The following is a 24,152-nucleotide window of genomic DNA, read 5'->3' as shown; positions in this document are numbered from 1 at the left end:
GTCTCACTGTCGGCGAAGCCGATCGTTCTGGAAGGACTCAGCCGATGACGAATCTCGCTCCTCGGACCGAACCCAACGTGCCCGACGCGACGAAGGCGCTCGCGACCGCAGCCGCCGAGCGGGGAAGGAGACCCCGGTCGGCCTGGCGGATGATGCTTCCGACCATGACGCCGTGGCTCGCCGTCGGACTCGTGCTCGTCGGAGGCATCGCGCTCTTCGGGCTCATCGGGCCCCTCCTGGTCGGTGACCCGACGACCATCCGCGACGACGGGCTGCAGCCGCCGAGCGCCGAACACCTCCTGGGCACGACCCAGACCGGCCAGGACGTGTTCGCGCAGCTGGCGTATGCGACAGCCGGCTCGCTGCAGATCGGACTCATCGTCGGCGTGCTCGCGACGATCCTCTCGGCCTTCTTCGGTATCCTCGGCGCCTACATCGGCGGCTTCACCGATGAGGCGTTCTCGCTCTTCTCGAACGTGTTCCTCGTGATCCCGGGTCTGCCGCTCGTCATCGTGATCTCAGGCTTCGTCCCACCGGAGCAGCGTGGTCTCTGGACCATCGCGGTCGTACTCGCGATCACCGGCTGGGCAGCGTCCAGTCGCGTGCTCCGGGCGCAGACCCTCTCCATCCGAAGTCGTGACTACGTCGCGGCCTCCCGAGTGGCCGGTGAACGGGCCGGTCGCGTCATCGCGGTCGAGATCCTGCCGAACCTGCTGCCGGTACTCGCGTCCCAGTTCGTGTTCGCCGTCATCGCCGCGATCCTCGGTGAGGCCGGGCTGTCGTTCCTCGGCCTCGGTGCGTCGAACTCCTCGACGCTCGGCACGATGCTGTTCTATGCGCAGAACGGGTTCGCCCTCCCGCTCGGTGCATGGTGGTGGTTCGGTCCGCCCGGTCTCATCATCGCCCTGTTCGGCATGGGACTCTCGCTCATCAACTTCTCCATCGACGAGATCATCAACCCCAAGCTCAAGAACGTCCGGTTGCACCGGAAGCGCGCCAAGGTGGCCGCGCGGCTGGAGCGCGCGACGGCGAGGCACGACGCGGCCGACTCGGGATCCGACAGGAAGGCACGCGCATGACGCTCCTCGACGCCCCATCCAAGCGGTCGACCAGACCGGCTGTCGTGACCATCGACGACCTCTCGGTCGTGTACGAGGTCGAACGCCCGGTGACGGCGGTCAAGCACGCGACCCTGTCCCTCGCCCCCGGTGAGATCCTCGGACTCGCGGGTGAGTCCGGCTGCGGGAAGACCACGCTCGCCTATGCCATCAACCGCCTGCACAAGCCGCCGGCTCGGATCTCCTCCGGCAGCATCACCTTCCACGACCGCGACGGCAGTGATGTCGACCTCCTCGCCCTCGAGGACGAGGAGCTGCGGAGTTTTCGCTGGACGAAGCTGTCGATGGTCTTCCAGGGGGCGATGAACGCCCTCAACCCGGTGACGAACGTGCGTGCGCAACTGTGCGATGTGTTGATCACGCACCGGCCCGAGTTGTCTCGGAAGGAGCGCGTCCAACGGGCGGGCGACGTCCTCGAGCGGGTCGGCGTCGACCGGGCTCGACTGAGTTCGTACCCGCACGAGCTCTCGGGCGGTATGCGCCAGCGCGTCATGATCGCCATGGCGATGCTCCTCGAACCGCAGGTCATGATCATGGACGAGCCGACGACCGCGCTCGACGTGGTCGTGCAGCGCGACATCCTGCGTGAGATCGTGCGGTTGCGCGACGAACTCGACTTCGCGGTCATCTTCATCACGCACGACCTTCCGCTGCTCCTCGAGATCAGCGACCGTATCGCGATCATGCTCGAGGGCGAGATCGTCGAGCTGGGCACCGCGGATCAGATCTATCGCGAGCCGGAGCACCCGTACACACGTCGGCTCCTCCAATCCTTCCCGAGCCTCAGCGGCTCGCGCGGCGCCTTCATCCGGACCGGTATCGACGAAGAACAGGAGGACGCGTCATGACGACGATCCGCGTCTCGGACCTCACGAAGGACTTCACCATCAAGAAGGGGCTGAAGCGGACGGCGTTCCGAGCGGTCGACCGGGTGTCCTTCGACCTCGTGCCCGGTCGGACCGTCGCCCTGGTGGGGGAGTCGGGTTCGGGGAAGTCGACCATCGCTCGCATGCTCGCGCGTCTGGAACGCCCGACATCCGGGAAGATCGAGGTGACGCTCGACGACGGCGTGACGGTGCCCCGTTCGCTCTACCGACGTCACGTGCAGATGGTGTTCCAAGACCCGTTCGCCTCGCTCAACCCCTTCCACACGATCGAGCACCACATCGCACGGCCGATCCGGATCCATCGCCGAGCGTCCGGAGCGGGGGCCGTGCACGAGCAGGTGCTGACGATGCTGGAACGGGTGAACCTGACTCCGGCCGAGGACATGGCGGCACGCCGCCCGCACGAGCTCTCGGGTGGACAGCGGCAGCGCGTGGCCATCGCCCGTGCGCTCGCTCCGGGCGCACAGGTGCTCATCGCCGACGAGCCGGTGTCGATGCTCGACGTGTCGATCCGCCTCGGGGTGCTGAACCTGATGGGGCGACTCCAGCGCGAGGACGACCTCGCCGTCCTGTACATCACGCACGACCTCGCGACCGCACGGCACTTCTCGGACGAAATCCTGGTGCTGTACCACGGACGGGTCGTCGAGCGGGGTCCGGCGGACGACGTCATCCTCAATCCCCAGCACGACTACACGAAGCTGCTCGCGCTCGCGGCACCCGACCCCGAGAAGGTCGGCAAGGTCGTGTCGAGCGAGACGGCACCGGACCGGGCGCTGCTCGACAACTCCGTCTGCTACAACCACCACACCGCTTCCTGGGAATCCGCGGACCGGACGCCGGCGCGTGTCTGAGCGGCACGACACGGATGAGGAGCACCTGCTCCGGTGGGCGAACGAGGCGCTGGAACTGGTGTTCGCGTCGGGTCCTGACGAACCGGTCGCTCTCGTCGGCATCGGGTCGCGCGGCGGCGCCGACCGTGCCGTCCCGATCCTCGCGAAGGCGCTTCGGCAGCCGCTCGTGGAGGTGTCCGGTTTCGGCCACGGGCGGTTCCCAGGCAGTTTCCGACACGTCGACACGGTCATCGGGGCACGCCTGCGATATCGGTCGCACACCCGTGACGACCACACACTGCGGATCGAGCAGTGGGACGTGGACACGGGACTCAGCGTCACGAGTGTCTTCGAGCTGTCGCCGGGAGTCAGCGCATTCCGCACGTGGACGGAGGTCACCGCCGGAGAGCCGGTCGTCCTCGATTTCGTCTCCACGTTCGTCACCGGGGCCTTCCTCACCGCGGCCCCCGAGGTCGACGGTTTCGTCCTCGCCTCGGCGGCGAACGACTGGGTCGCTGAGAGCCGCTGGACGACGAAGCCTCTCCGGGACATCGGACTCGCCCGCATCGACCGTGATGTGCAGCATCAGCCGCCCCGCAGCCGCGTCCACGTCGCGAACCGCGGGTCCTGGTCGACTGGCGAGCAGGCGCCGACCGCGGTGCTCCTCGCGACTGCCGGCGAGTATGCACTCGCCTGGCAGGTCGAGCACAACGGGCCGTGGGGATACGAGATCGGCGAGACGCGTCACGGTGCCTATCTGCTGTTGACCGGCCCGACGGATCAGGACAACCAGTGGAGTGTCCGACTCGCGTCGGGGGAGCAGTTCACCTCCGTGCCGGCCTCGGTCGCCTTCGCCGACGGAGGCGTCGACGAGGTGCTCGGCGCACTGACCTGGCAACGACGCGCGACGCGCCATCTGCGTGAGGCGGACCACGCACTCCCCATCGTCTTCAACGACTACATGAACACGCTCATGGGCGATCCGACCACCGAGAAGCTCCTGCCACTCGTCGACGCAGCGGCCGATGCCGGAGCAGATCTGTTCTGCATCGACGCCGGCTGGTACGCCGAAGGCCACTGGTGGGACACGGTCGGTGAGTGGCTGCCGGCCGCGAGCCGGTTCCCCGGCGGCATCGAGGAGGTCATCGATCACATCCGCTCACGCGGCATGGTCGCAGGACTCTGGTTGGAGCCCGAGGTGATCGGTGTCCGCTCGCCGCTCGCGCTCGCGTCCTCGGGACGCGCACTCCCGGAGTCGGCCTTCTTCTCCCGTGGGGGCATCCGCATCGCCGAGCACGGCCGACACCTGCTCGACCTGCGTGACCTGGCCGCCCGCGCGCACGTGGACGGTGTCATCGAGCGCCTCGTCGCCGACTACGGTATCGGCTTCATCAAGATGGACTCCAACACCATGACCGGTCCCGGCACCGACGCGGGAGGTCTGGCTCCCGGCGCAGGGCTCCTGGAGCACAACCGGGCGCTGCTCGGTCTGCTCGACGACGTGCAGGAGCGTCACCCGTCGCTGCTCATCGAGAGCTGTGCCTCCGGCGCGATGCGGATGGACTCGGCGATGCTCTCCCGCCTGCACCTCCAGTCGACCTCCGATCAGCAGGACCCCGTCATGTACGCGACGATCGCAGCTGCCGCGCCCGCGTCGATGCTCCCCGAGCAAGCGGGGAACTGGGCCTATCCGCTCACCGGATCCGGCCGGGAGGCGATGGTGTTCGCCCTCGTCAACGGGATCCTCGGCCGCATGTACCTCTCCGGATACCTCAACCGGATGGCGCCGAGCGAGGTCGCCCTCGTACGCGAGGCCGTCGAAGCTCACAAAGCGGTGCTCGTCGACATCGAGCAATCGACGCCGTTCTGGCCGCTCGGGCTGCCCGGCTGGGAGGACCCGTGGGTGTCGCTGGGCCTTCGGAACGACGAGCGCGCACGCCTCAGCCTCTGGCGTCGACCAAGCGCCCCGGAGACCGTCGTGATCCCCGTGCCGCACTACCGCGGACGCGAGGTCGTCGCGGCCCCGTTCTTCCCCAGCGACACCGACGGCTGGACCTGGCGCTGGGATGCACGGTCGGGAGAGCTGACGGTGTCCGTCTCGACAGAGGCGCCCACCGCCCGAGTCCTCATCCTCACCCCTGAACCCGAATCACCGACCACCACGAAGGATGCCCCGGCATGACCAGTAGCACCGAGACGACCGAGCCCAGTCGACCGATGACCGCGGCCTGGCCCACCGAGACGCTCTCGTTCGGTGGCGACTACAGTCCCGAGCAATGGCCGTGGGAGACCGTCCTGGAGGACATGGAGTTGATGCGGGAGGCCGGCGTCAACCTCGTGACGCTCGGGGTGTTCTCCTGGGTCGTCCATGAGCCGCGGGAGGGTGTGTTCGACTTCACCTGGATCGATCGGATGCTCGACCTGCTGCACGAGAACGGGATCGCGGTGGACCTCGCGACGCCGACCGCCGCGGTGCCGATGTGGCTGCACCGTCTCCACCCGGAGATCCTGCCGCAGGACGAACACGGGCACCCGCTCGCGCCCGGCGGCCGCCTCGGCTTCTGCCCGTCGTCACAGGTCTACCGGCGGTTCGCAGAGCGCATCGTCGAGCGACTTGCCGCGCACGTCGCCGGTCACCCGGCGGTCCGGATGTGGCACGTCAGCAACGAGCTGGGCGGTGGGAACGCGCGTTGTCATTGCGCGGTGTCGAACGACCGTTTCCGCGAGTGGGTGGAGACGAAGTACTCGACCGTCGAAACGCTCAACGACGCCTGGGGCATGGCGTTCTGGGGGAACAGCTACTCCTCGTTCGAAGAGGTCACGACCCCGAGCGGGGCCACAGCGCACAATCCGGGCCAGCTGCTCGACTACGAGCGGTTCTCGTCGGACGAGCTCCTGGAGCAGTATCGCGCGGAGCGTGCGGTACTGCTCCGACACACGCCCGAGCTACCCGTCACCACGAACTTCATGGTCGGGCTGGGTCCGGACGTCGTCGACTACACGCGCTGGGCGGTGGAGATGGACGTCGTCGCGAACGACCATTACACCTACGGCCCCGACCCGCTCCGGCACCAGGACCTCGCGTTCAGCGGCGACCGGATGCGGGGCATGTCCGGCGGCGGACCGTGGATGCTCATGGAGCACGCGACCGGAGGGTCGAGTTGGCACTCGATCAACCAGCCCAAGGAACCAGGAGAACTCGCGCGCCACGCCCTGGCTCACGTGGCGCGTGGTTCGGACAGCGTCATGTTCTTCCAGTGGCGCGCCTCCAAGTCGGGGACGGAACAGTTCCACTCCGCCATGCTGCCCCATGCCGGCCCCGACAGCCGGGCGTTCAGACGGGTGGTCTCGCTCGGCCAGGACGTCGCGGCCCTCGCCGAGGTGCTCGGAACCGTCGTCACCCGGGCAGACGTCGCGATCCTGCACGACAACGAAGCCGGCTGGGCGGTGCGGAGCGGACTCAAGCCCATCAATCGGATGGGTGCTTCCGAGACCGCTCGTGCCATGCACAACGCCTTCTTCGAACGGGCCATCACCACGGATGTGGTCGCCCCGTGGACGGACCTCTCCTCCTACCGGGTCGTGGTCGTCCCCGGGCTGTTCCTCGTCTCCGATGACAACGCGCGCGCCGTCGAGGCCTTCGTCGAGGACGGAGGGACCGTCCTCGTCACCTGGTTCTCCGGGGTCGTGGATGAGGTGAACACCGTGCGCCCGGGAGGGTTCACCGGCGCGTTCCGGTCCCTGCTCGGTGTGGTGGTGGAGGAGTTCGCTCCGCTCGCGGAAGGGCAGACCGTCGCGCTCGACAACGGGTGGACGGCGAACCGGTGGACGGAGGTGCTGCAGACCCCGGCCGCCGAGGCGGGGGTCGAGGTCGTCGCCAGCTACTCCGACGGCGCGGTCGCTGGACTTCCTGCCATCACACGTCGACGGGTGGGGCGCGGAACGGCATGGTACCTTTCCGCCGACCTCGATGCGCCGAGCCTGGGAGCATTGATCGACCAGCTGCTGGAGGAGACTCCGATCGCTCCCGTCGCCGAGGTGTCAAGCGGTGTCGAGGCGGTGCGCCGGTCATCGCCCGACGGCTCCTACCTCTTCCTCATCAACCACCGCGATGAGCAGGGGTGGGCGGATACGTCCGGCTTCGATCTGCTGAGCGGTATCACGCACACCGGTCGCGTCGTCCTCGCGCCAGGCTCCGTCGTCGTCTTGCGGGAGGGTGTCTGATCGCCTGGGCCAACGACCGCGCCCGGGGGACAGGGCACGGTTGATCGACATGACGGCTGCCGCCCTGGCCCACTCGGAGAGGTCGAAGGCTCGGACGTCCAGCGCGAAGGAGCCACCGTCCCACGCCCGGGACCGCGGCCTTCTCGCCCGGTACCGCGAGATCGGGTCAAGCCTCGGGGATCTCGCGGCCGAAGGCCCCGAGGGTGACTGCTTCGGGCTCGGGGCCGCCGCGGACGCCGGTCTCGAGGGCGTCGATCTGCGCGAGCTCGTCATCGGTGAGAGCGAAGTCGAACACGTCGAGGTTCTCCGCGATGCGCTCGGGCTTGGTGGACTTCGGGATGACCTGGCGGCCCTGCTGGATGTGCCAGCGGAGCATCACCTGAGCGGCCGACTTGCCGTACCGCTCACCGATGCCGAGGATGACGGGTTCGTCGAAGCTCCGTCGCGCAGCGTCGCGGTAGGACGTGATGCCGCCGATCGGTGACCACGCCTGGGTGAGGATGCCGTGCTCAGTACCGAACGCGTGGACCTCGCGCTGCTGGAAGTACGGGTGGACCTCGATCTGGTTGACCGCGGGCACGACGCTCGTCGCGTCGAGGAGGCGGGTCAGGTGATCGACCATGAAGTTGCTCACGCCGATCGCCCGGACCTTGCCGTCGGCGAGGAGCTGTTCGAGGGCCCGGTACGCACCGATGGTCTGCTCGAACTCGCTCGGGAGAGCCTGGTGGAGGATGAGCAGGTCGAGCTGTTCGACACCCAACTTGCCGGCGCTCTTGGTGAAGGAGTGCAACGTCTCGTCGTAGCCGTAGTCGCTGATCCAGATCTTCGTCTCGATGAAGACCTCGGAACGGTCGAGGCCGGATGAGGCGATCGCGTCACCGACCCCGCGCTCGTTCGCGTAGGCGGCCGCGGTGTCGATGTGGCGGTAGCCGGCTTGCAGGGCGGCGGTGACCGCGGCGGTGGTCTCATCCGGCGGGGTCTGGAAGACGCCGAGCCCGAGAGCGGGGATGACGACGCCGTTGTTCAGAGTGAAAGTGTCCATACGTCGACGCTACGAGCACGGCCCAGCGGGGTGGGAGTTAAGGACGGTACCTCCCACGAGCGATCGCGGCGACGTACCGTTACAGGGTGGACATCACAGCGCAGGTGCAGCAGTTCCTGACCAGTCGACGTGCGAAACTCACGCCGCACGACGCTGGGCTCCCGGACCTGGGCGGCCAGCGGCGCGTCGCGGGGCTTCGCCGCGAGGAGGTCGCGATGCTCTCCGGTGTCAGCGTCGACTACTACGTCCGGCTCGAACGCGGCAACCTCGCCGGCGTCTCCGAGAGCGTCCTCGAAGCGCTGTCACGCGCCCTGCAACTCGACGAGGCCGAGCACGCCCACCTGCTCGATCTTGCTCACGCCGCGAACGCCTCCCCGGTCGCACGCCGAAGAACACCTGCGAACCGGGTCCGCCCGACGATCCAACGACTCCTCGACAGCATGGGTGCCCCCGCCGTCATCAGGAACGGACGATCCGACATGCTCGCCACCAACACGCTCGGACGGGCACTGTACGCACCGATGTTCATCGACCCGGCCGGGACGCCGAACTCCGCGCGGTTCACGTTCCTCGACCCTCGCTCGAAGGACTTCTACCCCGACTGGGACCGCCTTGCTTCCGACCTCGTCGCCTCACTTCGCGGTGAAGCCGGCCGACGGCCCTATGACAAACGGCTCACCGATCTGATCGGCGAACTGTCCACCCGGAGCGAAGACTTCCGGGTCCGCTGGGCCGCGCACGACGTCCACGCCCACCGCGCCGGTAAGAAACGCATCCACCACCCCGTCATCGGCGACATCGAACTCACCTTCGAAGCCATGGACCTCACCGCCGACGATGGCCTCTCACTCGTCGCTTACGGCGCGGAACCGGACTCATCCTCGGAACAGGCGCTCGCACTGCTCGCGAGCTGGGCGGCCACCCAAACGAACTCCGGACGTACTGATGCGAGAACAACCTGACGACATGTGTGGACGGATCCGGGTCGCTGGCACGGACCGGGCCCGACCCGGCTCAGCTCACGCTGATGAAGATCGGATTCGTGTACAGCCAGGTGTCGGCCCAGGGGTCGGCTGGGGAGACCGGGTACGGCTGGGGTGCACGTGAGTCGACCTCGGCGCCGAGCGGACCGACCCCGTGCACCTGGCCATCGCTGCCGCGAAGGCGGACGTAGCCGTCCTCAGTGGCCGGCGCGAGCGGCACCACGACACGGAACGGGGAGTCGCTGCGGTCGGCGACGTCGAGCATCTCGACGACTCGGGTGCCTGGTGCGCGCTGTTCGTCACGGTCGGCGACGAGCCCGGTGACGCGCCCGCGGATCAGGTCGAGGTGCGCGAGTCTCGGCGTCGTGCCCCGCGAGGTCGGCGTCGTCGTGGGCGTGACGTCGACCACGAGCTCGAGGGCTGTGCCGCTTTCGACGGTGAGGGTCCCACCCAAGGTGACGCCGGTCTCCGGCTGGTCGGTGGCACGGAGCACGACGGAGAGCCCGGCGACGAGGTGCCCGTGGTCGACCCAGACTCGGCCGGCGCGGATCGCGTCGAGCAGGGAGACGGACGACCGGTCGACGGCCCCGACGTGCGTCCGACTGAACTCGCCCGGCCAGAAGTCGGCGCCGTTCTGGGGCGTGGCCGTGGCGATCGGGTCGGGCCGACGGCCGGCGCGGTTGAAGTTCGCGAGCGTCGCCCCGGCTTCCCAGCCCGGCCCCGTCGGGAAGTCGCCGACGCGTGTCGCGTCGGACTCCTTGAGGTGCAGATCACTGTTCGTGGTGATCCACCAGCGCCTTCCCTCGCTCAGGAGCGAGTCCCATACGCCGCCGACGACGGCCGTGGTCCAGTCGAAGCCGCCGTGCGTCAGATAGGCCTCCGCGGGGTAGCCGGGGAACGAGAACTCGCTGGGGGTGTTCTCGTACTCGCCACGCCGTGAGCGTTCGGTCGCGTTCGCTGCGATCGCTCCGGCTTGGGCGCCGGGAGCGCCCTCCATGCCGACGAACACCTCGGGGTCGGCGTCCTGCCAGGCACGGAGCTCGCCGGGCGAGTCGATGCCGAGGCGGCTCGGGTGGTTCGCCAGGACGATCACGTCGTCGATGACGCCTGCACGTTTCTGGGCGCCGAGCCAGGCGATCCCGTCGGTCGCGTGCACGAGCCACTCGGCGGCGTCTTCGGTGCCGGGGCGCGGTTTCTCCCATCCGTTGAGCTTGCCGTCGTGGTCGAGCTCGAAGCGGCGCAACACGAGGGTCGTCTGGGGCCCGGGCGCGATCAGCACGGTCGCGTGCTCGGCTCCCGGGATGTACCACTCGAGCCCCTGGAGCACGAGCATGTCGGGGCGAGCCGCCCGCGCGGTGTCGATCTCGCGTGCCGCGTTGAACACCCCGCCGACGTTGGCATGCCCCTTGTTGCTGTGCTCGGTGAAGGCGATCGCGTCGACCGCGAAACGTTGCGCCTGGTCGAGGATCGTCGTCATCGGGTACTTGGCGTCGTGCGAGTAGACCGAGTGCACGTGGTGGTCGAACACCAGCCAGGAGAGCGCGTCCGGGTCGACGACTACCGACGCGGACGGCAGCGGCGCGGCCTGGGCAGAAGCCGCGCTCCCGAGCCCCTGGGTGGTCGCTCCCACTGCGACCGATGCCGCGACGGAAGCCCCCAGGAAGGACCGGCGGGAGAGGCCGGGCCGGGCCGATGCGCCCCGCTTCACCTCTGGCACGGAGGATGAGCCACCGGTTGGCGCGGGCTGTTCGGGGCGGGGATCGAAGGGCATGGCATCACTTTCATCGGACGGACGCGCCGATCGTAGGCAGCGGAGGTGAACCTCGGCCCAACGGCAGGTGCCCTGAGTGACGCCCTGCGTTTACGACCCATTCACCTGCGTGGGCGATAGTCCTGGCGTCACCGGGTATGCCCGTCCCGGAGGCCCACCGCACCCACCAAAGGTCCCGATGTCTTCCACCGTTCGCGTCATCCACCGTTCTCCGCTCCGTGCCGCAGGGCGCACCCTGCTCGTCACGGCAGCGCTCAGCGCCAGCGCGGTGCTCTGCCTCGCCGGCGCTGGTGCTGCAGTCGCCGCCTCGGCGCCGGCACCGCTCACGCTGCGCGACACCGCCGGCGCCGAGGTCACGTCAGGTGACGCGCGCGCCGTCCCGTCGTTCGGCTCCGCGGTGCTCGCCGCGGGCTGCCCAGCCGATGCGGACGACGCCGCCCGACTCTCCGTGACGGCGGGAGGGGTCACCGTCGTCACGTCTCCGACCGTCACGGTGGCCGCCCGGCAGCCGGTCGAGGTGCCGATGGCCATCTCGTTCCAGGAGGTCGTGGACGGTGGCGTCGAACAGGGAGATGCGACCCTCGCGCTCGAGTGCCTCGTTCTCGAGTCAGGCATCCCGTCGTCGGTGGTCACGGCGGCGACCCTGCCCGTCACGTTCGCCGCGGGAACCTGGTCCGTTCCCGGCGCTCAAGTCGAGCCGGTCCCTCCGACAGCCACTCCGACCGCGGGCCCGCCGTCGGGAGGTCCTGGAGCAGGGGCGATCGCGTCGCCGAGCCCGTCGGCCGCAGCACGACCCTCCGCTGACGGAGACCTGGCGCTGACGGGCTGGCAGCTCGGCGGGGCCGGCGTCGTCGCCGCCGGCCTGCTCGCGGGCGGAGCCGTCCTGCTCCTGCGCAGGCGTCTCCGGTAACCCATCGGCCCGGAGGCTGCGACGGGGCGACCGCGGTCAGGTCCCGCTCGGTGTCTCCTCATCCGCTGCCAGGTCCTTCTGGACGGCGAACTGCGTGCGGTGCAACTCTTCGTACCGCCCGCCGGAAGCCAGCAGCTCGTCGTGCGTGCCCCGCTCCACGATCGAGCCGTCCTCGACCACGAGGATCAGGTCCGCACTGCGGATGGTCGAGAGCCGGTGCGCGATGACCATCGCCGTCCGGCCTTCGAGCGCCTCGCTGAGCGCCGCCTGCACCGCCGCCTCCGAGGTCGAGTCCAGTGCCGCTGTCGCCTCATCGAGGATGACGACACGCGGCTGTGCGAGGAGCAGTCGTGCGATGGTCATCCGTTGGCGCTCCCCACCGGAGAGTCGGTAGCCACGCTCGCCCACCATGGTGTCCAGCTGGTCCGGCAGGGACCGGATGAGCGGTTCGAGCCGCGCGCGGCGGACGGCGTCCCACACCTCGTCCTCGGACGCATCCGGACGCGCCAGGCGCAGATTGGAGCGGATGGTCTCATGGAACAGGTGACCGTCCTGCGTCACCATGCCCAGGGTGTGCCGCATGGAGGCGAAGGCGACATCGCGGACGTCCGTCCCCGCGAGACGCACGGCGCCCTCGTCGACGTCATACAGCCGCGACAGCAGCTGCGCGATCGTGGACTTACCCGCTCCTGACGAGCCGACGAGGGCGACGGTCTGCCCGGGTTCGATCCGGAAGGAGACGCCGTGCAGCACCTCCTCGCCGCCTCGGGTGTCCAGCGTCGAGACCTCTTCCAGAGAGGCGAGGGACACCTTGTCCGCCGACGGGTAGGCGAAGTGGACGTCGTCGAACTCGACGGACACCGGACCCTCGGGGACGGTGACGGCGTCGGGCTTCTCCCGGATGAGCGGTTCGAGGTCGAGCACCTCGAACACGCGCTCGAAGCTGACCACCGCGCTCATGATCTCCACCCGGGCGTTCGCGAGGCCGGTCAGCGGCGCGTAGAGGCGGGTGAGCAGGAGCGCCAGGGTGACCACCTCACCGGTGTCCAGTTGCCCGGCGAGTGCGAGGAAGCCGCCGAGGCCGTACACGAGGGCGAGCGCGAGGGCGGAGACGAGCATCAGCGCGGTGAAGAAGACGAACTGCAGCATCGCCGTCCGGACACCGATGTCGCGGACGCGGGCGGCACGGACGCGGAACTCCTCAGCCTCCTGATCCGGTCGACCGAACAGCTTGACGAGCGTGGCACCGGGCGCTGAGAACCGTTCGGTCATCTGCGTGCTCATGGCCGAGTTGTGGTCGGCGGCTTCGCGACGCAGCGCGGCGAGACGGCTACCCATGCGGCGCGCGGGTACCAGGAAGATGGGGAGCATCACCACGGCGAGGACCGTCACGAGCCAGGACGTGCTGAGCATGACGATCAGCGTGAGGATCAGGGCCACGAGGTTCGTGATCACGCCGGACAGCGTGCCGCTGAAGGCCTGCTGCGCGCCGATCACGTCGTTGTTGAGGCGGCTCACGAGCGCGCCCGTCCGTGTGCGGGTGAAGAACGCGATCGGCATCTGCTGCACATGGTTGAAGACGGCCGTGCGGAGATCCAGGATCACGCCTTCGCCGATCCGCGCCGAATACCATCGCGTCACGAGCGACACGGCGGCGTCGGCCACGGCCACGAGGGCGATCACGACGGCGAGGCGGACGATCGTGGCCACCTCGCCCCGGGCGACGATGACGTCGACCACCTGGCCGGCGAGCACCGGCGTCGCGACTGCGAGGAACGCTCCCGCGACGGAGAGGGCGATGAAGACCAGCAACTTGGACCGGTAGGGCACCGCGAACGTCATGATGCGCCGCACGGACTCACGGGAGATGCCGTGCTTGCCGTCCTTGGCGGTCGAGATCTTGTACAGCGAGCTCCAGGCCGCGCTCTCCATGCTCATTGCGACTCCTCACGCCCCGCTGCGCATGAGCACGTCCCCGACCCCGGTCACGACCCGGGTGGCGACGCGAACGCAGACCTGCGAGAGCGTATCAGCCTCGCCGTTCCCGACCTGAACGCTCTGGCGTCGTCAGCGTTCGGCGCGCAGGGCCGTCCACATCACGACGAAGGCGGCGGCGATGCCGAGCACGCTTCCGGCGAGCCCGACGATCATGGCGGGATGGCCGGTGTCGGCGAGGCCGATCGAGCAGGCGACCACACCGACGCCGGACGCCATCAGCGCGACGAAGCTGAAGGCGGCGAGGATGAAGCGCTTCGTGGTCCGGGTGGGATCGGGGGCGGGAGGGAGCGACATCGTGTCTCGTTTCCGCCGTCGCGTGGGCTGCGTCGGCTCTTCGGCATCAGGCTAGAGGGCCGCCGATCGATGCGGTGAGGGGGTATCCCCGGTCCTCACGACAGAACGGTCACGAGCGTCTCCGGATCTCGTGGACGAGGAGCCAGACGAGGTAACCGCCACCCACGATCACGGTGACGACCCCCACCGGCAGTGACGTCGGCAGCAGGTGCTGCGCGACGATGTCGGATGCCAGCAGCACGAGCGCCCCGAGCAGAGCCGACGGCACCAGTGCGATGCCGGCGGTGCGGGTGATCCGCTGCGCGATCTGCGGGGCGGCGAGGGCGACGAACGCGATGGGTCCGGCCGCGCCCGTGACGACAGCCGTGAGCGCGACGGCGCACGCCACGAGACCGAGCCGCGAACGTTCGACCCGCGATCCGAGGGCCTTCGCCGCGTCATCGCCGAGCTCGAGCTGTCGGAGTGATCCGCCGAGCGGACCGAGGGCGATGGCGATGGCGATGATCACGACAGCGGCGGGGACGAGCTGCGCCCAACCGACGCTGTTCAGCGAGCCAGCACCCCACACGGTGGCGAGCATCGCGACTTCGAGCTTCGCCCGCAGTACGAGGTAGGAGCTGAGCGCTTCGAGCATGGCCGAGACACCGATGCCCACGACGATGAGACGGAAGCCCTGGACGCCTCGACGGTAGCTGAGGAGGTAGACCAGCGCTGTGGCGATCAGCCCGCCACCGATGGCGCCGCCCGCGACGGCTGCCGACCCGGCGCCCGCGCCGATCACGATGATCACGATGAGACCGCCCGCGTACGACCCAGCGGTCAACCCGATGATGTCGGGGCTCGCGAGCGGGTTCCGGGTGAGGGACTGGAAGATCGCACCGGAGAGCCCGAGGGCTCCTCCGAACAGGAGGGCGGCGAGGACCCGTGGGAGGCGCCATTCGAGCACCACCGTCTGCACCAGGGTGCTCGGTCCGCCGAGGAACGCCGACGCCACCTCGTCGACCGACAGCGGCAGATCGCCGAGACACAGCGCGAGCAACGCCAGGGCCAAGAGGACCACGCAGAACACCCCGCACACGACGATCGTGCGCAGCCGGACACGGAGGGAGAGCGAGCGCCGCCGCCACACGACCGCGCGCGGTCCCGTCTCGACCCCGGTCACAGTGCGCTCGCCTTCGCGCGCCGCACGAGGTGGATCAGCACGGGCGCACCAATGAACGCGGTGACGATCCCGACCGGGACGTCACTCGGCCAGAGGATCACGCGACCGATCACGTCGGAGGTGAGCAGCACGGCCGGCGCGATCAGGATCGAGTACGCCACGATCCACCGCTGGTCGGGGCCGACGATCCAGCGCGCGATGTGGGGCACCATGAGGCCCACGAAGCCGACCGGTCCGGCGATCGCGGTCGCCGCACCCGCCAGCAGGGTGATCGCCACGACGGCGAGCACGCGCGTGCGCACGAGGCGCGTGCCGAGTGAGGAGGCGAGATCCTCGCCCAGCGCCAGGGCGTTCAGCGACCTCGCACTGAACAGCGCGATGACGACGCCCGCGAGGACGAAGGGGAGTGCGGGCAGGATGACGTCGAAGCCGCGTTCAACGAAGGACCCGGCGTTCCAGCCGCGGAGCTGCCTGAAGGTGACCGGATCGAGGAGCATCATCGCGGTCGTGATGCCGCTGAGCACAGCGGCAAGGGCGACGCCGGCGAGGGTCAGCCGGACGGGATCCGCGCCACCACGTCCCGCCGAGCCGATCAGGTAGACCAGGGCGGTCACGATCAGGGCTCCCAGGAACGCGAACGGGAGGTACTGCACAGGTGTGCGAGCGCCGAGCAGGACACCGATCGCGACGAAGAGCGCCGCGCCCGCGTCGACGCCGAGGATGCCCGGATCGCCGAGCGGATTGCGGGTGAGGCCCTGGATGAGAGCGCCCGAGACGCCGAGCCCCACACCGACGACGAGTCCGGCCACGGTGCGGGGGATCCGCAGATCGAGGACGACCAGATCGGTGACGGAGTCATCGGGCCTCGTGAGTGCCTGCCAGACGTCCGTCGGGCCCACGGGGTGAGACCCCACGAGGACGCTGAGCAGGATCGCGGTCGCGAGTGCCGCGACCGCGATCCCGAGCCCCAGCGAACGGCGCCCGCGAGGGGTGCGGGAGGTCACCGACGGGTCAGCCGTCGACGCTCTGTGGAGCCGTGCCGGCGACGGCGTCCACCAGGCGCGGCACCAACTGCTCGAGGACGTACTTCTGGCTGAGTGGGGTGAGGAAGTAGATCGCGCCAGCGAGCTCGCCGTCGGTGAAGACCGCGTGCCCGCCGGTCACGGCGTCGAGGCTCGAGGTGGTGCCGAATCCCAGCACCTCCTGGACGGCATCCGCGGACTCCGTGGCGAAGACGATCACGTCAGCGTCGATGACACCGACGTTCTCCGCGGCGATCTGCGCCTGTCCGCCCTCGCTCGGGACGTACTGCTGCAGCCCGGGCGTGATCGTGAACCCGAGATCCGTCAGGAAGTCGGTGTTGAGGCCGTCGGGGTAGACCCAGAGGTTGCCGTCCCACGGCCCACCCTGCGAGAACGTCGCCGTCAGGCCCGCGAACTCCGGGTGCGCTGCTGCCGCCGCCGCGTAGGCCTCGTCGACGCCGGTGATGAGCGCCTCGCCTTCCGCCGAGCGACCCACGGCCTGGGCGACCATCCTGGTCTGGTCCCGCCAATCCGCGAAGTAGAGCCCCGCGCCCTCCTCATTGGTCACGGTCGGCGCGATCTCCGCGAGCTTCCCGTAGTTCTCCTCGGTCATGCCGGCGTTCGTCCCGATGATCAGGTCCGGCCGCAGTGACGCGATCTTCTCGTACTCGAACCCGTCGGTCGTGCTGAGGACGGTCGGCTCGGCATCGCCCAGGAGATCCGTCGCCCACGGCCACACCGCATACGGCTGCTCGCCGTACCATTCCGTCGTCGCGATCGGTGTGACGCCGAGTTCGAGGAGGATGTCCTGCTCGGTCAGGCCGACCACGACGATCCGCTGCGGTTCCGACGGGATGACCGTCTCGCCGTACTCGTGCTCGATCGTCACCGGGAACGAGTCGCTCGGCTCGGTCGTGTAGTTCGGGTTCTCGGCGGTCGTCGAGGCGGCGCTCGAGCAGGCGGAGAGTGCGACTCCGACGAGGGCGAGCGCGCTCATCGCGGCAAGGAGGCGAGCGGCCCTCGCGCTCGGGGCGCGGTGGAGCTTCGGAACGATCATGGGGTCCTTCATCGGTTCGGCTGGCGGGATGACGACAGTCAGGTTAGCCTTGCCTAATCGCTTCGCGCTATCGCGCTGAGTGGACAGGACTTGTCGAATGGAGACAGCTGGATGTCTGGTCGCGATCACTCGGACGGCGGAATCAAGCTTGTCGGCCCGCTGGATGCCGCCGAGAGGACATCCGGGAAATTCCGGGTTTCCCGCTCGGGGGTCGACGCAACGACACGGTTCGACGAGCACTCCCATCGCGAAGACCAACTCGCGTGGATGAGCTCCGGCTCGATGGAGGTGTCGGTCCTCGGCGATCGACGGCGACTGCGGCGAGAGCACCTCGCTTGGATCCCCGCGGGGATGGTGCACGAGATGAGCTTCAGCGAACCCGGAGAGCTCATCAGCGTCTACGCCGACCCGGAACTGCGCCCACAGGGCGGGCGTTGGAACGGTGCACGGACCGTCCGGGTCGACGACCTCTCGGGAGCGCTGCTGGCGCACCTGCTCGACGCCGACCCGACCGAGCGCCGTCGATGGCGGTGCTGGACGCTCCTGATCGACCTGCTCTCGGCTGCGGCTCGCGACGATGAGGCGTTGGCCATGCCCCGTGAACCGCGTGCGCGTGCCATCGCGTCGGCCCTGATGGCGGACCCCGCCGACCCGCGCGGACTCGACGATTGGGCGTCGGCGGCGGGCGTCAGCTCGAAGACGATCGGACGGGCGTTCGTGGACGGCACGGGATGCACCTTCCGCGAGTGGCGGGTCCGCGTGCGCCTGCATGCTGCTGCGGGCATGCTCGGACGGGGTGCCGCAGTGCAGGACGTCGCACCCGCGGTCGGCTACGAGTCGGTGAGCAGCTTCATCGGGGCGTTCCGGACCCGGTTCTCCGTGACCCCCTCCGTCTACGCCGCGAGGAGCCGCTCGGCGGAGGTCAACTGATGCGATGACGGATGCGGATTCAGGCGACCTGGGGAGAGCGACCGTCTCCGTTGGTCTGGCCGACGCCTCGGCTTCCGCTCTAGGGTGGCCGTATGGCCCACCCGCACGCACGGCGGGCGACCACTCGGACACGTCTCGTCCTCCGGGTGATCGCCGGTGTCGTCGCCGCCGCGGCCGCGATCGTGTTCCTGCTGGCGATCTGGATGGTGGTGTCGAGCCGGTTCGGCTGGGACGACCGCGACCTCCACGGGTACAGCCTGCTCTTCGGCACCCCGATCGCACTCTTCGCCGGTCTGGTCGTGGCGGTCTCGCTGCCGCTGGCTGTGCCGCCGGAGCACCGGAGCCGTACGCGGGCCGTGACCCTGGGAGTGCTTGCGGCGACCGTCGTGCTGCTCGTCATCGCGGTCGTCACCGCCTGATTCCGCCCAGCGCGACCCCTCCCGACGGCGTCTCAGCGTTCAACCGGCTCCGGGGGTGGGCCGTCGGCGTCGCGTCGGGTCGGTGCGTGTGTGGTCACGGGTGGTCCTTTCGTGAGGCCTGGTCGTGGTCGTTGATGCGTGCGAGGCGGGCGTTGTAGTCGGTGAGTTCTGCGTCCCCGTCGCGTTCTGCTCGGCGGTCGTAGCGTTTCGCGGCACGTTCGTCACTCCGCACCCACTGGGAGACGACGATGAGGGCGACGAGAACGGCGGGGATCTCGCCGACGCTCCACGCGATACCGCCACCGACCGCTTGATCGGCGAGGAGCGCTGCGGTGTCCGTGTAGCCGAGCGCGGTCCACCACCCTTCCGCGAGCACGGTGGCGCTGGACATGATCGCGAGTCCGAAGAAGGCGTGGAAGGCGAGTGTCGCGAGCAGCAGGATGATCCGGAACGGATAGGCCGGGCGGTTCGGGCCCGGGTCGATGCCGATGAGGACCCAGAAGAACAGGTACCCGGTGGCGAGGAAGTGCACCGTCATCAGGATGTGACCCTGGTGGGCGAGCATCGCCCATTCGAACCAACCGGTGTAGTAGAACACCACCAGACTCCCGGCGAAGAGCACTCCTGCGACGGCCGGTTTCGACAGCAGCCGCAGGTACCGCGAGTGCACGACGCCGAGGATCCACTCCCGGAGGCCGCGCCCTCCGTCGGTGCGAGTCGGCAGGGTTCTCAGCGCGAGGAGGATCGGGCCGCCCAGGACGAGCAGCGGCGGCACGATCATCATGAGCGCCATGTGCTGCAGCATGTGCGTGCTGAAGTGGATCTGCCCGTAGACGGCGAGGCCACCGCTGGTCGCGTACAACAGCGCCGCGCACCCGGCCAGCCAAGCGATCAGGCGGACCACGGGCCAGGCGTCGCCGCGGCGCCGGAGCGTACGGAACGCCCACAGGTACCAGGCCGCACCGACCACGGCGAGGCCGGCCCACATCCAGTCGACGTGCCACTCGGTGAACATCCGCAGTGGCGTCACCTCCGGCGGGTAGGCGAACCCGAGGAGCCGACGGCGGACGTCGTCGGCGACCGGCTCCTGCGACACCGGCGGTTGGCTGCGCGACAACGCGACCGAGACGCCCATCGTGACCGCCATGACGACGACCTCGACGACCGCGAGCCGGATGAACGTCGACCGCTTCCCGGGTTCGGCCTGCAGCCGGGGGATGAGCCGGAGCCGATGCCACACGCCGGCGAGTCCGAGCAGCACGAGCGCGACGGTCTTCGCGACCAGGAGCAGCCCATACGGGGTGAGGAGGTCCATCGGGCCCGCGAGTCGCAGCGAGGCGTTCACGACGCCTGAGAAGGCCACCGCACCGAACGCCCAACCGGCGAGCACCGAGTAGCGTGCGACGACCGCGCCGATCTGATCGCCGATTTTCCGACGCAGCAGGATCACGGCCACGAGACCGCCGACCCAGGCGGTGACACCGATGAGGTGGATCGCGAGCGAGTTGACCGCGTTGCCGTGCTCGTCGGAGCCTGCAGCATGACCCGACAGGGACAGCGGAAGTAGCGCGAAGACGGCGATCGCGTTCGCGGCCGCGATCCACGCCAGACGTCGGGCGAGGAGCACGATGCAGAACACCACCAGCACGCACGCGAGCGAGAACACCAGGGTCTGCCCGAGCTCCAACTCCGTCGCGTAGAACAGGAAGGTCTTCGCGAACGTCGGTGAGGACACCGGCACGCCGATGGAGTTCGCCGCGGTGAACACCAGCACCGCGATCCCCGCCGCGAGCCAGATGGAGGCCGCCCAGGCGGCCCAGCGGATCGCCTTCGACTGCGAGAACGAGACGACCCCCGGGAGGATCCGCTGCCCTGGCAGCAGGAAGGTCGCCGCGATGAGCAGGCCGATCGTGACCGACGCGGCGGCATCGTGGACGACCCTCGCGAACGGCAGACCGCGAGTGACGATCACCCCCGGATCCGACAGCAGCGTGCCGGTCGTGAACGCACCGGTGAATTGCAGCGCGGAGAGCGCCACGACGACCGCCACCGGCAACGCGGCCAGCATGACGGCTTCAGGTGCACGGATCGGCACGAGGACGGGCGACTGGCCTCGCCGACCGCTCGGATCGGCTTCGGGCGCATTCGACGGAATGGTTGTTTCTGCCATAGGAGGTGGCTCCTTCCCCGCGGGCTCGAGTGGACGAACCCTGCGGCACAGCTCACCCGGCGAGCCGCGATCGCACCCGAACGGGCGCCGGGGCAGGACCGAGCGGCGGAAATGGTGGCACTCCGCCGGTGCGCGGCGCATCGGGACGACGCTGGTTCGAGCGTCGTCGTCGGGGAAGCGTCCTACGCGCACGCAGCGGTGACCGTCGACCGAGCGTGCAGCTCGGCGAGGTCGTGCCGTGATCTCAGAGGAAGGACAGCGCCGGAGGCCCGCGCAAAGCGGTCGTCTCCGGATACACACCGAGTGGGCGCAGGACCGGTCCATCGCGCTGCGGCAGCACCCGGGCCGGCAGCACCGGCGAGGCCAGGGCTGCGAGGACCGCGGGCACCAGCCGTGCGAGGACGAACTCCGTGATGGCTGCGGCCGTCGACAGCAGCGTCTCGGCTCGGTGGAGCGCGGCGATGGTCACGAGGCCGGCGACGAGGTGGGCGAACCACATGCCGGCACCGCCGTGCCCGTCGTGCATCATCGGCATCGACGACGTGTCGAGGATCACCGGTGATCCGTGGGAGAGGTGTCCGCTCGGCGTCGCCGTCGAGGTGGTGCCCTTGGCGGTGCCGAGGACGAAGAGCGTGTGGAACAGGACCTGACTCACCGCGACGGAGACGGACAGACGGACGATCGACAGCCGCCTGCCCGCGAGCAGGACGGAGACGAGGGTCGAGAACACGAGTGGCACGACGAGGCCGAGGGCGCCGGGCATGGACCCGCCGCCGGCGACGTGCGACAGGAGCGCGACGAAGATCGAGAACGCCGCTGCGACCACACCACGAAGGGCGCGGGTCGAGCGGGCGGACGACATCTGCCCATTCTTGCAGACCGTCACCGCCGTCATGAGTCTGCTCCGTTCCGTGCCGCCAGCGTGCCGCGCCAGCCCGATTGAGTGTGATGCTGACGCGCATGTCCGGCGCTGATGGCAGACTCCGGCGTCCCGGCGCAACCCCGATGCGGCAGGACCACGCCACGCACGGCGACGGTATACCGTCGACGCATGAGCCACACCCTGGAACCGGGCACGACCGCTGCGCCCGCCGGGTCGCCGGTGGAGGCACGCCGCAGGCACTACGCGGAGTTCTACGGACTCGCGCCGTTGCCGACGGACTTCGGGGTGGTGCTCGGCAACTGCCAGGCTGAGTCCCTGCGCACCGTGATGGATGCACCGGACCGCAGGTTCGTGCGCGTGCCTGCCGTGCATGAGATGACCCCCGAGGACGCTGAGCGGCTGCACGAGCTGGTCGGCGCCGCGCACACCGTGGTGTCGCAACCCGTTCGGGACGATTACCACGATCTGCCGCTCGGCACGCGTCAGGTGGCAGCCTCCACGAGCGGCCGTGTGCTGACGGTGACGCCGGTGCGCTTCGGGGGCCTGCATCCGTTCCAGGCTGCCGTCCGGGTCCCCGGCGTCGAGGAGAACCCGCCGATCGTGGCGTACCACGACGTCCGGACGCTCGCGGCCGCCGCAGGCCTCCCCGTCGCGTCTGTGCTCCAGCCGGCCGCCGTGCGTGCGATCGGCCGCGCCTCCGTCGAGGAACTGCGGAGACGCGAGGCCGCGACCGACGTGCCGGTCTCCGACCTCTTCGACTCGGTCACCGCCGACCACGCGCGCACCGTCAACCACCCGGGGAATGCGATCTGGCTGCCGCTCGGCGCCCGCATCCTCGAAACCCTGGGCGCCACTGGCAGCGTCACCGACCCCGGACGCCCCCTGCTGAACGCGGTGCGCGCACCCCTCGCACCCGAGGTCGTCGACGCCTGGTCGTTGACGGACGAGCCCCGCGACCACTGGATCCTCGAGGGCGTCGAGGTGGACGACGCCGAGGTGCGCGTCGCCCACACCGATTGGTATGCGTCCCACCCTGAGTTCGTCGCCGCTGCCGTCGACCGACTCGCGGCCCTGCTCTCCGTGTGGCGCAACGCGTGACCGGGAGTGCGCAGCCGTGGATCGTCGGCAACCGGTGGGACACGCTCGACGACGTCCATCCTGATCCGCTGCCGCGCGTCTCCGTCATCGTCGCGCACTACGACCAGCCCGGCGAGCTGCTGCGGACCCTGCACGCCCTCGCCGCGCAGGACTACCCGCGTCACCTCCTGGAGGTGATCGTCGCCGACGACGGATCCCCGGGTGACGTGTCGGTGCCGGAGAACGTGATCCTCGTCCGGCAGGAGGACCAGGGGTTCCGGCTTGCCGCCGTCCGCAACCTGGGCGTGCGGGCGAGCAGTGGCGAGGTGTTGTGCTTCCTCGATGCCGACACGGTCCCCGAGCCGGGGTACGTGCGCGCGCTCACGCGGCTCCCCGCCCTGTTGCCCGAAGCAGTCACGGTGGGGCGGCGTCGCCACGCCGACTTCAGCGGGATCGCCCCGGAGACACCGGTCGCCGAGGCGGCCGCCGGCCGTGAGCTCGCCGAACCGGCGTGGCTCGCCGAGGAGTACGCGCGCAGTCGGGATCTGCGCGACGCCGACGACCGTTCCTATCGATTCATGATCGGCGCGGTCATCGCATGCTCGCGGAGCCTGTTCGACGAGGTCGGCGGATTCGACGAGTCCTTCACCTCGTACGGCGGTGAGGACTGGGAGTGGGCGCACCGCATGTGGCAGGCGGGAGCGGTCTTCGCCAATGTCCCGACCGCGGTGGCCTGGCACGACGGCCCCGAGTGGGCCGAGCGCGACGGCTCAGGCATGGACCGCGCGAACGCCCAGACCATGCGGCTCCTCTCGTCGATCCCGGTGGCGGGGTCCGCGCCGCGGGCGCTGTGGTCGGACACGGCGGATCTCGCCGTGCGGTTGCGGGGCGTCCACACGGCGGCCGCTCGGTTCGTCGCGGCGGACTCGCTGTTCAGTGCCTTCCCGCAGGCCCGGTTCGTCCTCGAAGACGGCGGAGCGGAGGAGCTCGGGGGAGACCCGCGCGTCCTCCGTGCATCAGCCGGAGTCGACGCTCGGGTGACGTGGGAGCTCGACCGTCCGATCGTGATCCTCGACCCGACGTGGATCGTCGATCTCGTCGACCGCCTCGGCACCGGAGACGTGGGCACCGTCGAGCTGGTCGACACGGACGGCGCGTCGCTCGGCCACCTCCGATCCCGGCGGGCCAGGCGGCGTGAGGAACGTTGGGGCACACCCGCCGCCTTCGAGACGCAGCAGCTCGTCGCCGACGGCGTCCACCAGCTCCGGCCTGATCCCCGGGTGGCGGCCTGGGTGGGCGGCTGGGGCGGACCCTCGTCGTTCTGTTGACCCGATCGGCGACGACGTGCTCCGCGCATGGATCACGCGGCCCG

General features: G+C 69.5%; 20 protein-coding genes. 11 read left to right on the top strand and 9 right to left on the bottom strand.

Annotated features, from left to right (window positions below; translation table 11 throughout):
• Window positions 1-44 precede the first annotated feature (44 nt).
• The 5 genes from ACQG07_RS00270 to ACQG07_RS00250 are packed head-to-tail and all read left to right on the top strand — an operon-like array spanning window position 45 to window position 7,062.
• Window positions 45-1,079: an ABC transporter permease gene (locus tag ACQG07_RS00270; protein ID WP_426736831.1), complete on the top strand. Its 1,035-nt coding sequence runs from the start codon at window positions 45-47 to the stop codon at window positions 1,077-1,079.
• Entirely contained in the window at window positions 1,076-1,966 is an 891-nt protein-coding gene (locus ACQG07_RS00265; protein ID WP_426736830.1) for an ABC transporter ATP-binding protein, read from the top strand. Before ACQG07_RS00270 ends, ACQG07_RS00265 begins: the two co-directional genes overlap by 4 nt.
• Window positions 1,963-2,859: an ABC transporter ATP-binding protein gene (locus ACQG07_RS00260; protein WP_426736829.1), complete on the top strand. Its 897-nt coding sequence runs from the start codon at window positions 1,963-1,965 to the stop codon at window positions 2,857-2,859. The genes ACQG07_RS00265 and ACQG07_RS00260 overlap by 4 nt, the downstream gene beginning before the upstream one ends.
• Window positions 2,852-5,020, top strand: coding sequence for a glycoside hydrolase family 36 protein (locus ACQG07_RS00255; RefSeq protein ID WP_426736828.1), 2,169 nt, complete (start codon window positions 2,852-2,854; stop codon window positions 5,018-5,020). The genes ACQG07_RS00260 and ACQG07_RS00255 overlap by 8 nt, the downstream gene beginning before the upstream one ends.
• Window positions 5,017-7,062, top strand: a complete 2,046-nt coding sequence (locus tag ACQG07_RS00250; RefSeq protein ID WP_426736827.1) for a beta-galactosidase — start codon at window positions 5,017-5,019, stop codon at window positions 7,060-7,062. The genes ACQG07_RS00255 and ACQG07_RS00250 overlap by 4 nt, the downstream gene beginning before the upstream one ends.
• A gap of 166 nt (window positions 7,063-7,228) precedes the next feature.
• Here the strand turns inward: ACQG07_RS00250 and ACQG07_RS00245 are convergent, their stop codons facing one another.
• Entirely contained in the window at window positions 7,229-8,104 is an 876-nt protein-coding gene (locus tag ACQG07_RS00245; protein WP_426736826.1) for an aldo/keto reductase, read from the bottom strand.
• 86 nt (window positions 8,105-8,190) lie between these two features.
• On the opposite strand from ACQG07_RS00245, the gene ACQG07_RS00240 reads away from it, so the two are divergent.
• Window positions 8,191-9,066 carry a helix-turn-helix transcriptional regulator gene (locus ACQG07_RS00240; protein WP_426736825.1) on the top strand — a complete coding sequence of 292 codons (876 nt, stop codon included), beginning with the start codon at window positions 8,191-8,193 and terminating at the stop codon, window positions 9,064-9,066.
• A 52-nt stretch (window positions 9,067-9,118) separates the two neighbouring features.
• Here ACQG07_RS00240 and ACQG07_RS00235 read toward each other — a convergent pair whose 3' ends face one another.
• Window positions 9,119-10,804, bottom strand: coding sequence for a PHP domain-containing protein (locus tag ACQG07_RS00235; RefSeq protein ID WP_426736824.1), 1,686 nt, complete (start codon window positions 10,802-10,804; stop codon window positions 9,119-9,121).
• 232 nt (window positions 10,805-11,036) lie between these two features.
• Here ACQG07_RS00235 and ACQG07_RS00230 point away from each other — a divergent pair, with 232 nt between their 5' ends.
• The gene (locus tag ACQG07_RS00230; RefSeq protein WP_426736823.1) at window positions 11,037-11,768 is read left to right on the top strand and encodes a hypothetical protein; all 732 of its coding nucleotides are present in this window, start codon (window positions 11,037-11,039) and stop codon (window positions 11,766-11,768) included.
• Window positions 11,769-11,804: 36 nt separating this feature from the next.
• On the opposite strand, the gene ACQG07_RS00225 is transcribed toward ACQG07_RS00230, so the two are convergent.
• The 5 genes from ACQG07_RS00225 to ACQG07_RS00205 form a co-directional block, all read right to left on the bottom strand.
• Complete coding sequence (locus ACQG07_RS00225; RefSeq protein WP_426736822.1) at window positions 11,805-13,706, bottom strand: ABC transporter ATP-binding protein; 1,902 nt, start codon at window positions 13,704-13,706, stop codon at window positions 11,805-11,807.
• Between the two features lie 129 nt (window positions 13,707-13,835).
• On the bottom strand, window positions 13,836-14,060 hold the full coding sequence (locus ACQG07_RS00220; RefSeq protein ID WP_079705792.1) for a hypothetical protein: 225 nt from the start codon (window positions 14,058-14,060) through the stop codon (window positions 13,836-13,838).
• Window positions 14,061-14,169: 109 nt separating this feature from the next.
• On the bottom strand, window positions 14,170-15,222 hold the full coding sequence (locus ACQG07_RS00215) for a FecCD family ABC transporter permease (RefSeq protein ID WP_426736821.1): 1,053 nt from the start codon (window positions 15,220-15,222) through the stop codon (window positions 14,170-14,172).
• Window positions 15,219-16,226, bottom strand: a complete 1,008-nt coding sequence (locus ACQG07_RS00210) for an iron chelate uptake ABC transporter family permease subunit (protein ID WP_206428235.1) — start codon at window positions 16,224-16,226, stop codon at window positions 15,219-15,221. Before ACQG07_RS00210 ends, ACQG07_RS00215 begins: the two co-directional genes overlap by 4 nt.
• Before the next feature lie 7 nt (window positions 16,227-16,233).
• Window positions 16,234-17,301, bottom strand: a complete 1,068-nt coding sequence (locus tag ACQG07_RS00205) for an ABC transporter substrate-binding protein (RefSeq protein ID WP_426736820.1) — start codon at window positions 17,299-17,301, stop codon at window positions 16,234-16,236.
• Window positions 17,302-17,412: 111 nt separating this feature from the next.
• Here ACQG07_RS00205 and ACQG07_RS00200 point away from each other — a divergent pair, with 111 nt between their 5' ends.
• On the top strand, window positions 17,413-18,231 hold the full coding sequence (locus ACQG07_RS00200) for a helix-turn-helix domain-containing protein (protein WP_426736819.1): 819 nt from the start codon (window positions 17,413-17,415) through the stop codon (window positions 18,229-18,231).
• 92 nt (window positions 18,232-18,323) lie between these two features.
• A complete protein-coding gene (locus ACQG07_RS00195; RefSeq protein WP_124769234.1) occupies window positions 18,324-18,650 on the top strand; it encodes a hypothetical protein in 327 nt (108 codons plus the stop codon).
• A gap of 94 nt (window positions 18,651-18,744) precedes the next feature.
• On the opposite strand, the gene ACQG07_RS00190 is transcribed toward ACQG07_RS00195, so the two are convergent.
• Both ACQG07_RS00190 and ACQG07_RS00185 read right to left on the bottom strand, forming a co-directional pair.
• Window positions 18,745-20,820: a cytochrome c oxidase assembly protein gene (locus tag ACQG07_RS00190; protein WP_426736818.1), complete on the bottom strand. Its 2,076-nt coding sequence runs from the start codon at window positions 20,818-20,820 to the stop codon at window positions 18,745-18,747.
• 244 nt (window positions 20,821-21,064) lie between these two features.
• On the bottom strand, window positions 21,065-21,682 hold the full coding sequence (locus ACQG07_RS00185; RefSeq protein ID WP_426736816.1) for a hypothetical protein: 618 nt from the start codon (window positions 21,680-21,682) through the stop codon (window positions 21,065-21,067).
• Window positions 21,683-21,871: 189 nt separating this feature from the next.
• On the opposite strand from ACQG07_RS00185, the gene ACQG07_RS00180 reads away from it, so the two are divergent.
• Window positions 21,872-22,801 carry a WcbI family polysaccharide biosynthesis putative acetyltransferase gene (locus ACQG07_RS00180; protein ID WP_426736815.1) on the top strand — a complete coding sequence of 310 codons (930 nt, stop codon included), beginning with the start codon at window positions 21,872-21,874 and terminating at the stop codon, window positions 22,799-22,801.
• Complete coding sequence (locus ACQG07_RS00175) at window positions 22,798-24,108, top strand: glycosyltransferase (RefSeq protein ID WP_426736814.1); 1,311 nt, start codon at window positions 22,798-22,800, stop codon at window positions 24,106-24,108. The genes ACQG07_RS00180 and ACQG07_RS00175 overlap by 4 nt, the downstream gene beginning before the upstream one ends.
• Window positions 24,109-24,152: the final 44 nt, after the last annotated feature.

This window comes from Plantibacter sp. 2H11-2 (assembly GCF_050031945.1).
Taxonomy (GTDB): domain Bacteria; phylum Actinomycetota; class Actinomycetes; order Actinomycetales; family Microbacteriaceae; genus Plantibacter; species Plantibacter auratus.
Note: the sequence above shows the minus strand (reverse complement) of the source record. Positions and strands in the feature narration are given on the sequence as shown.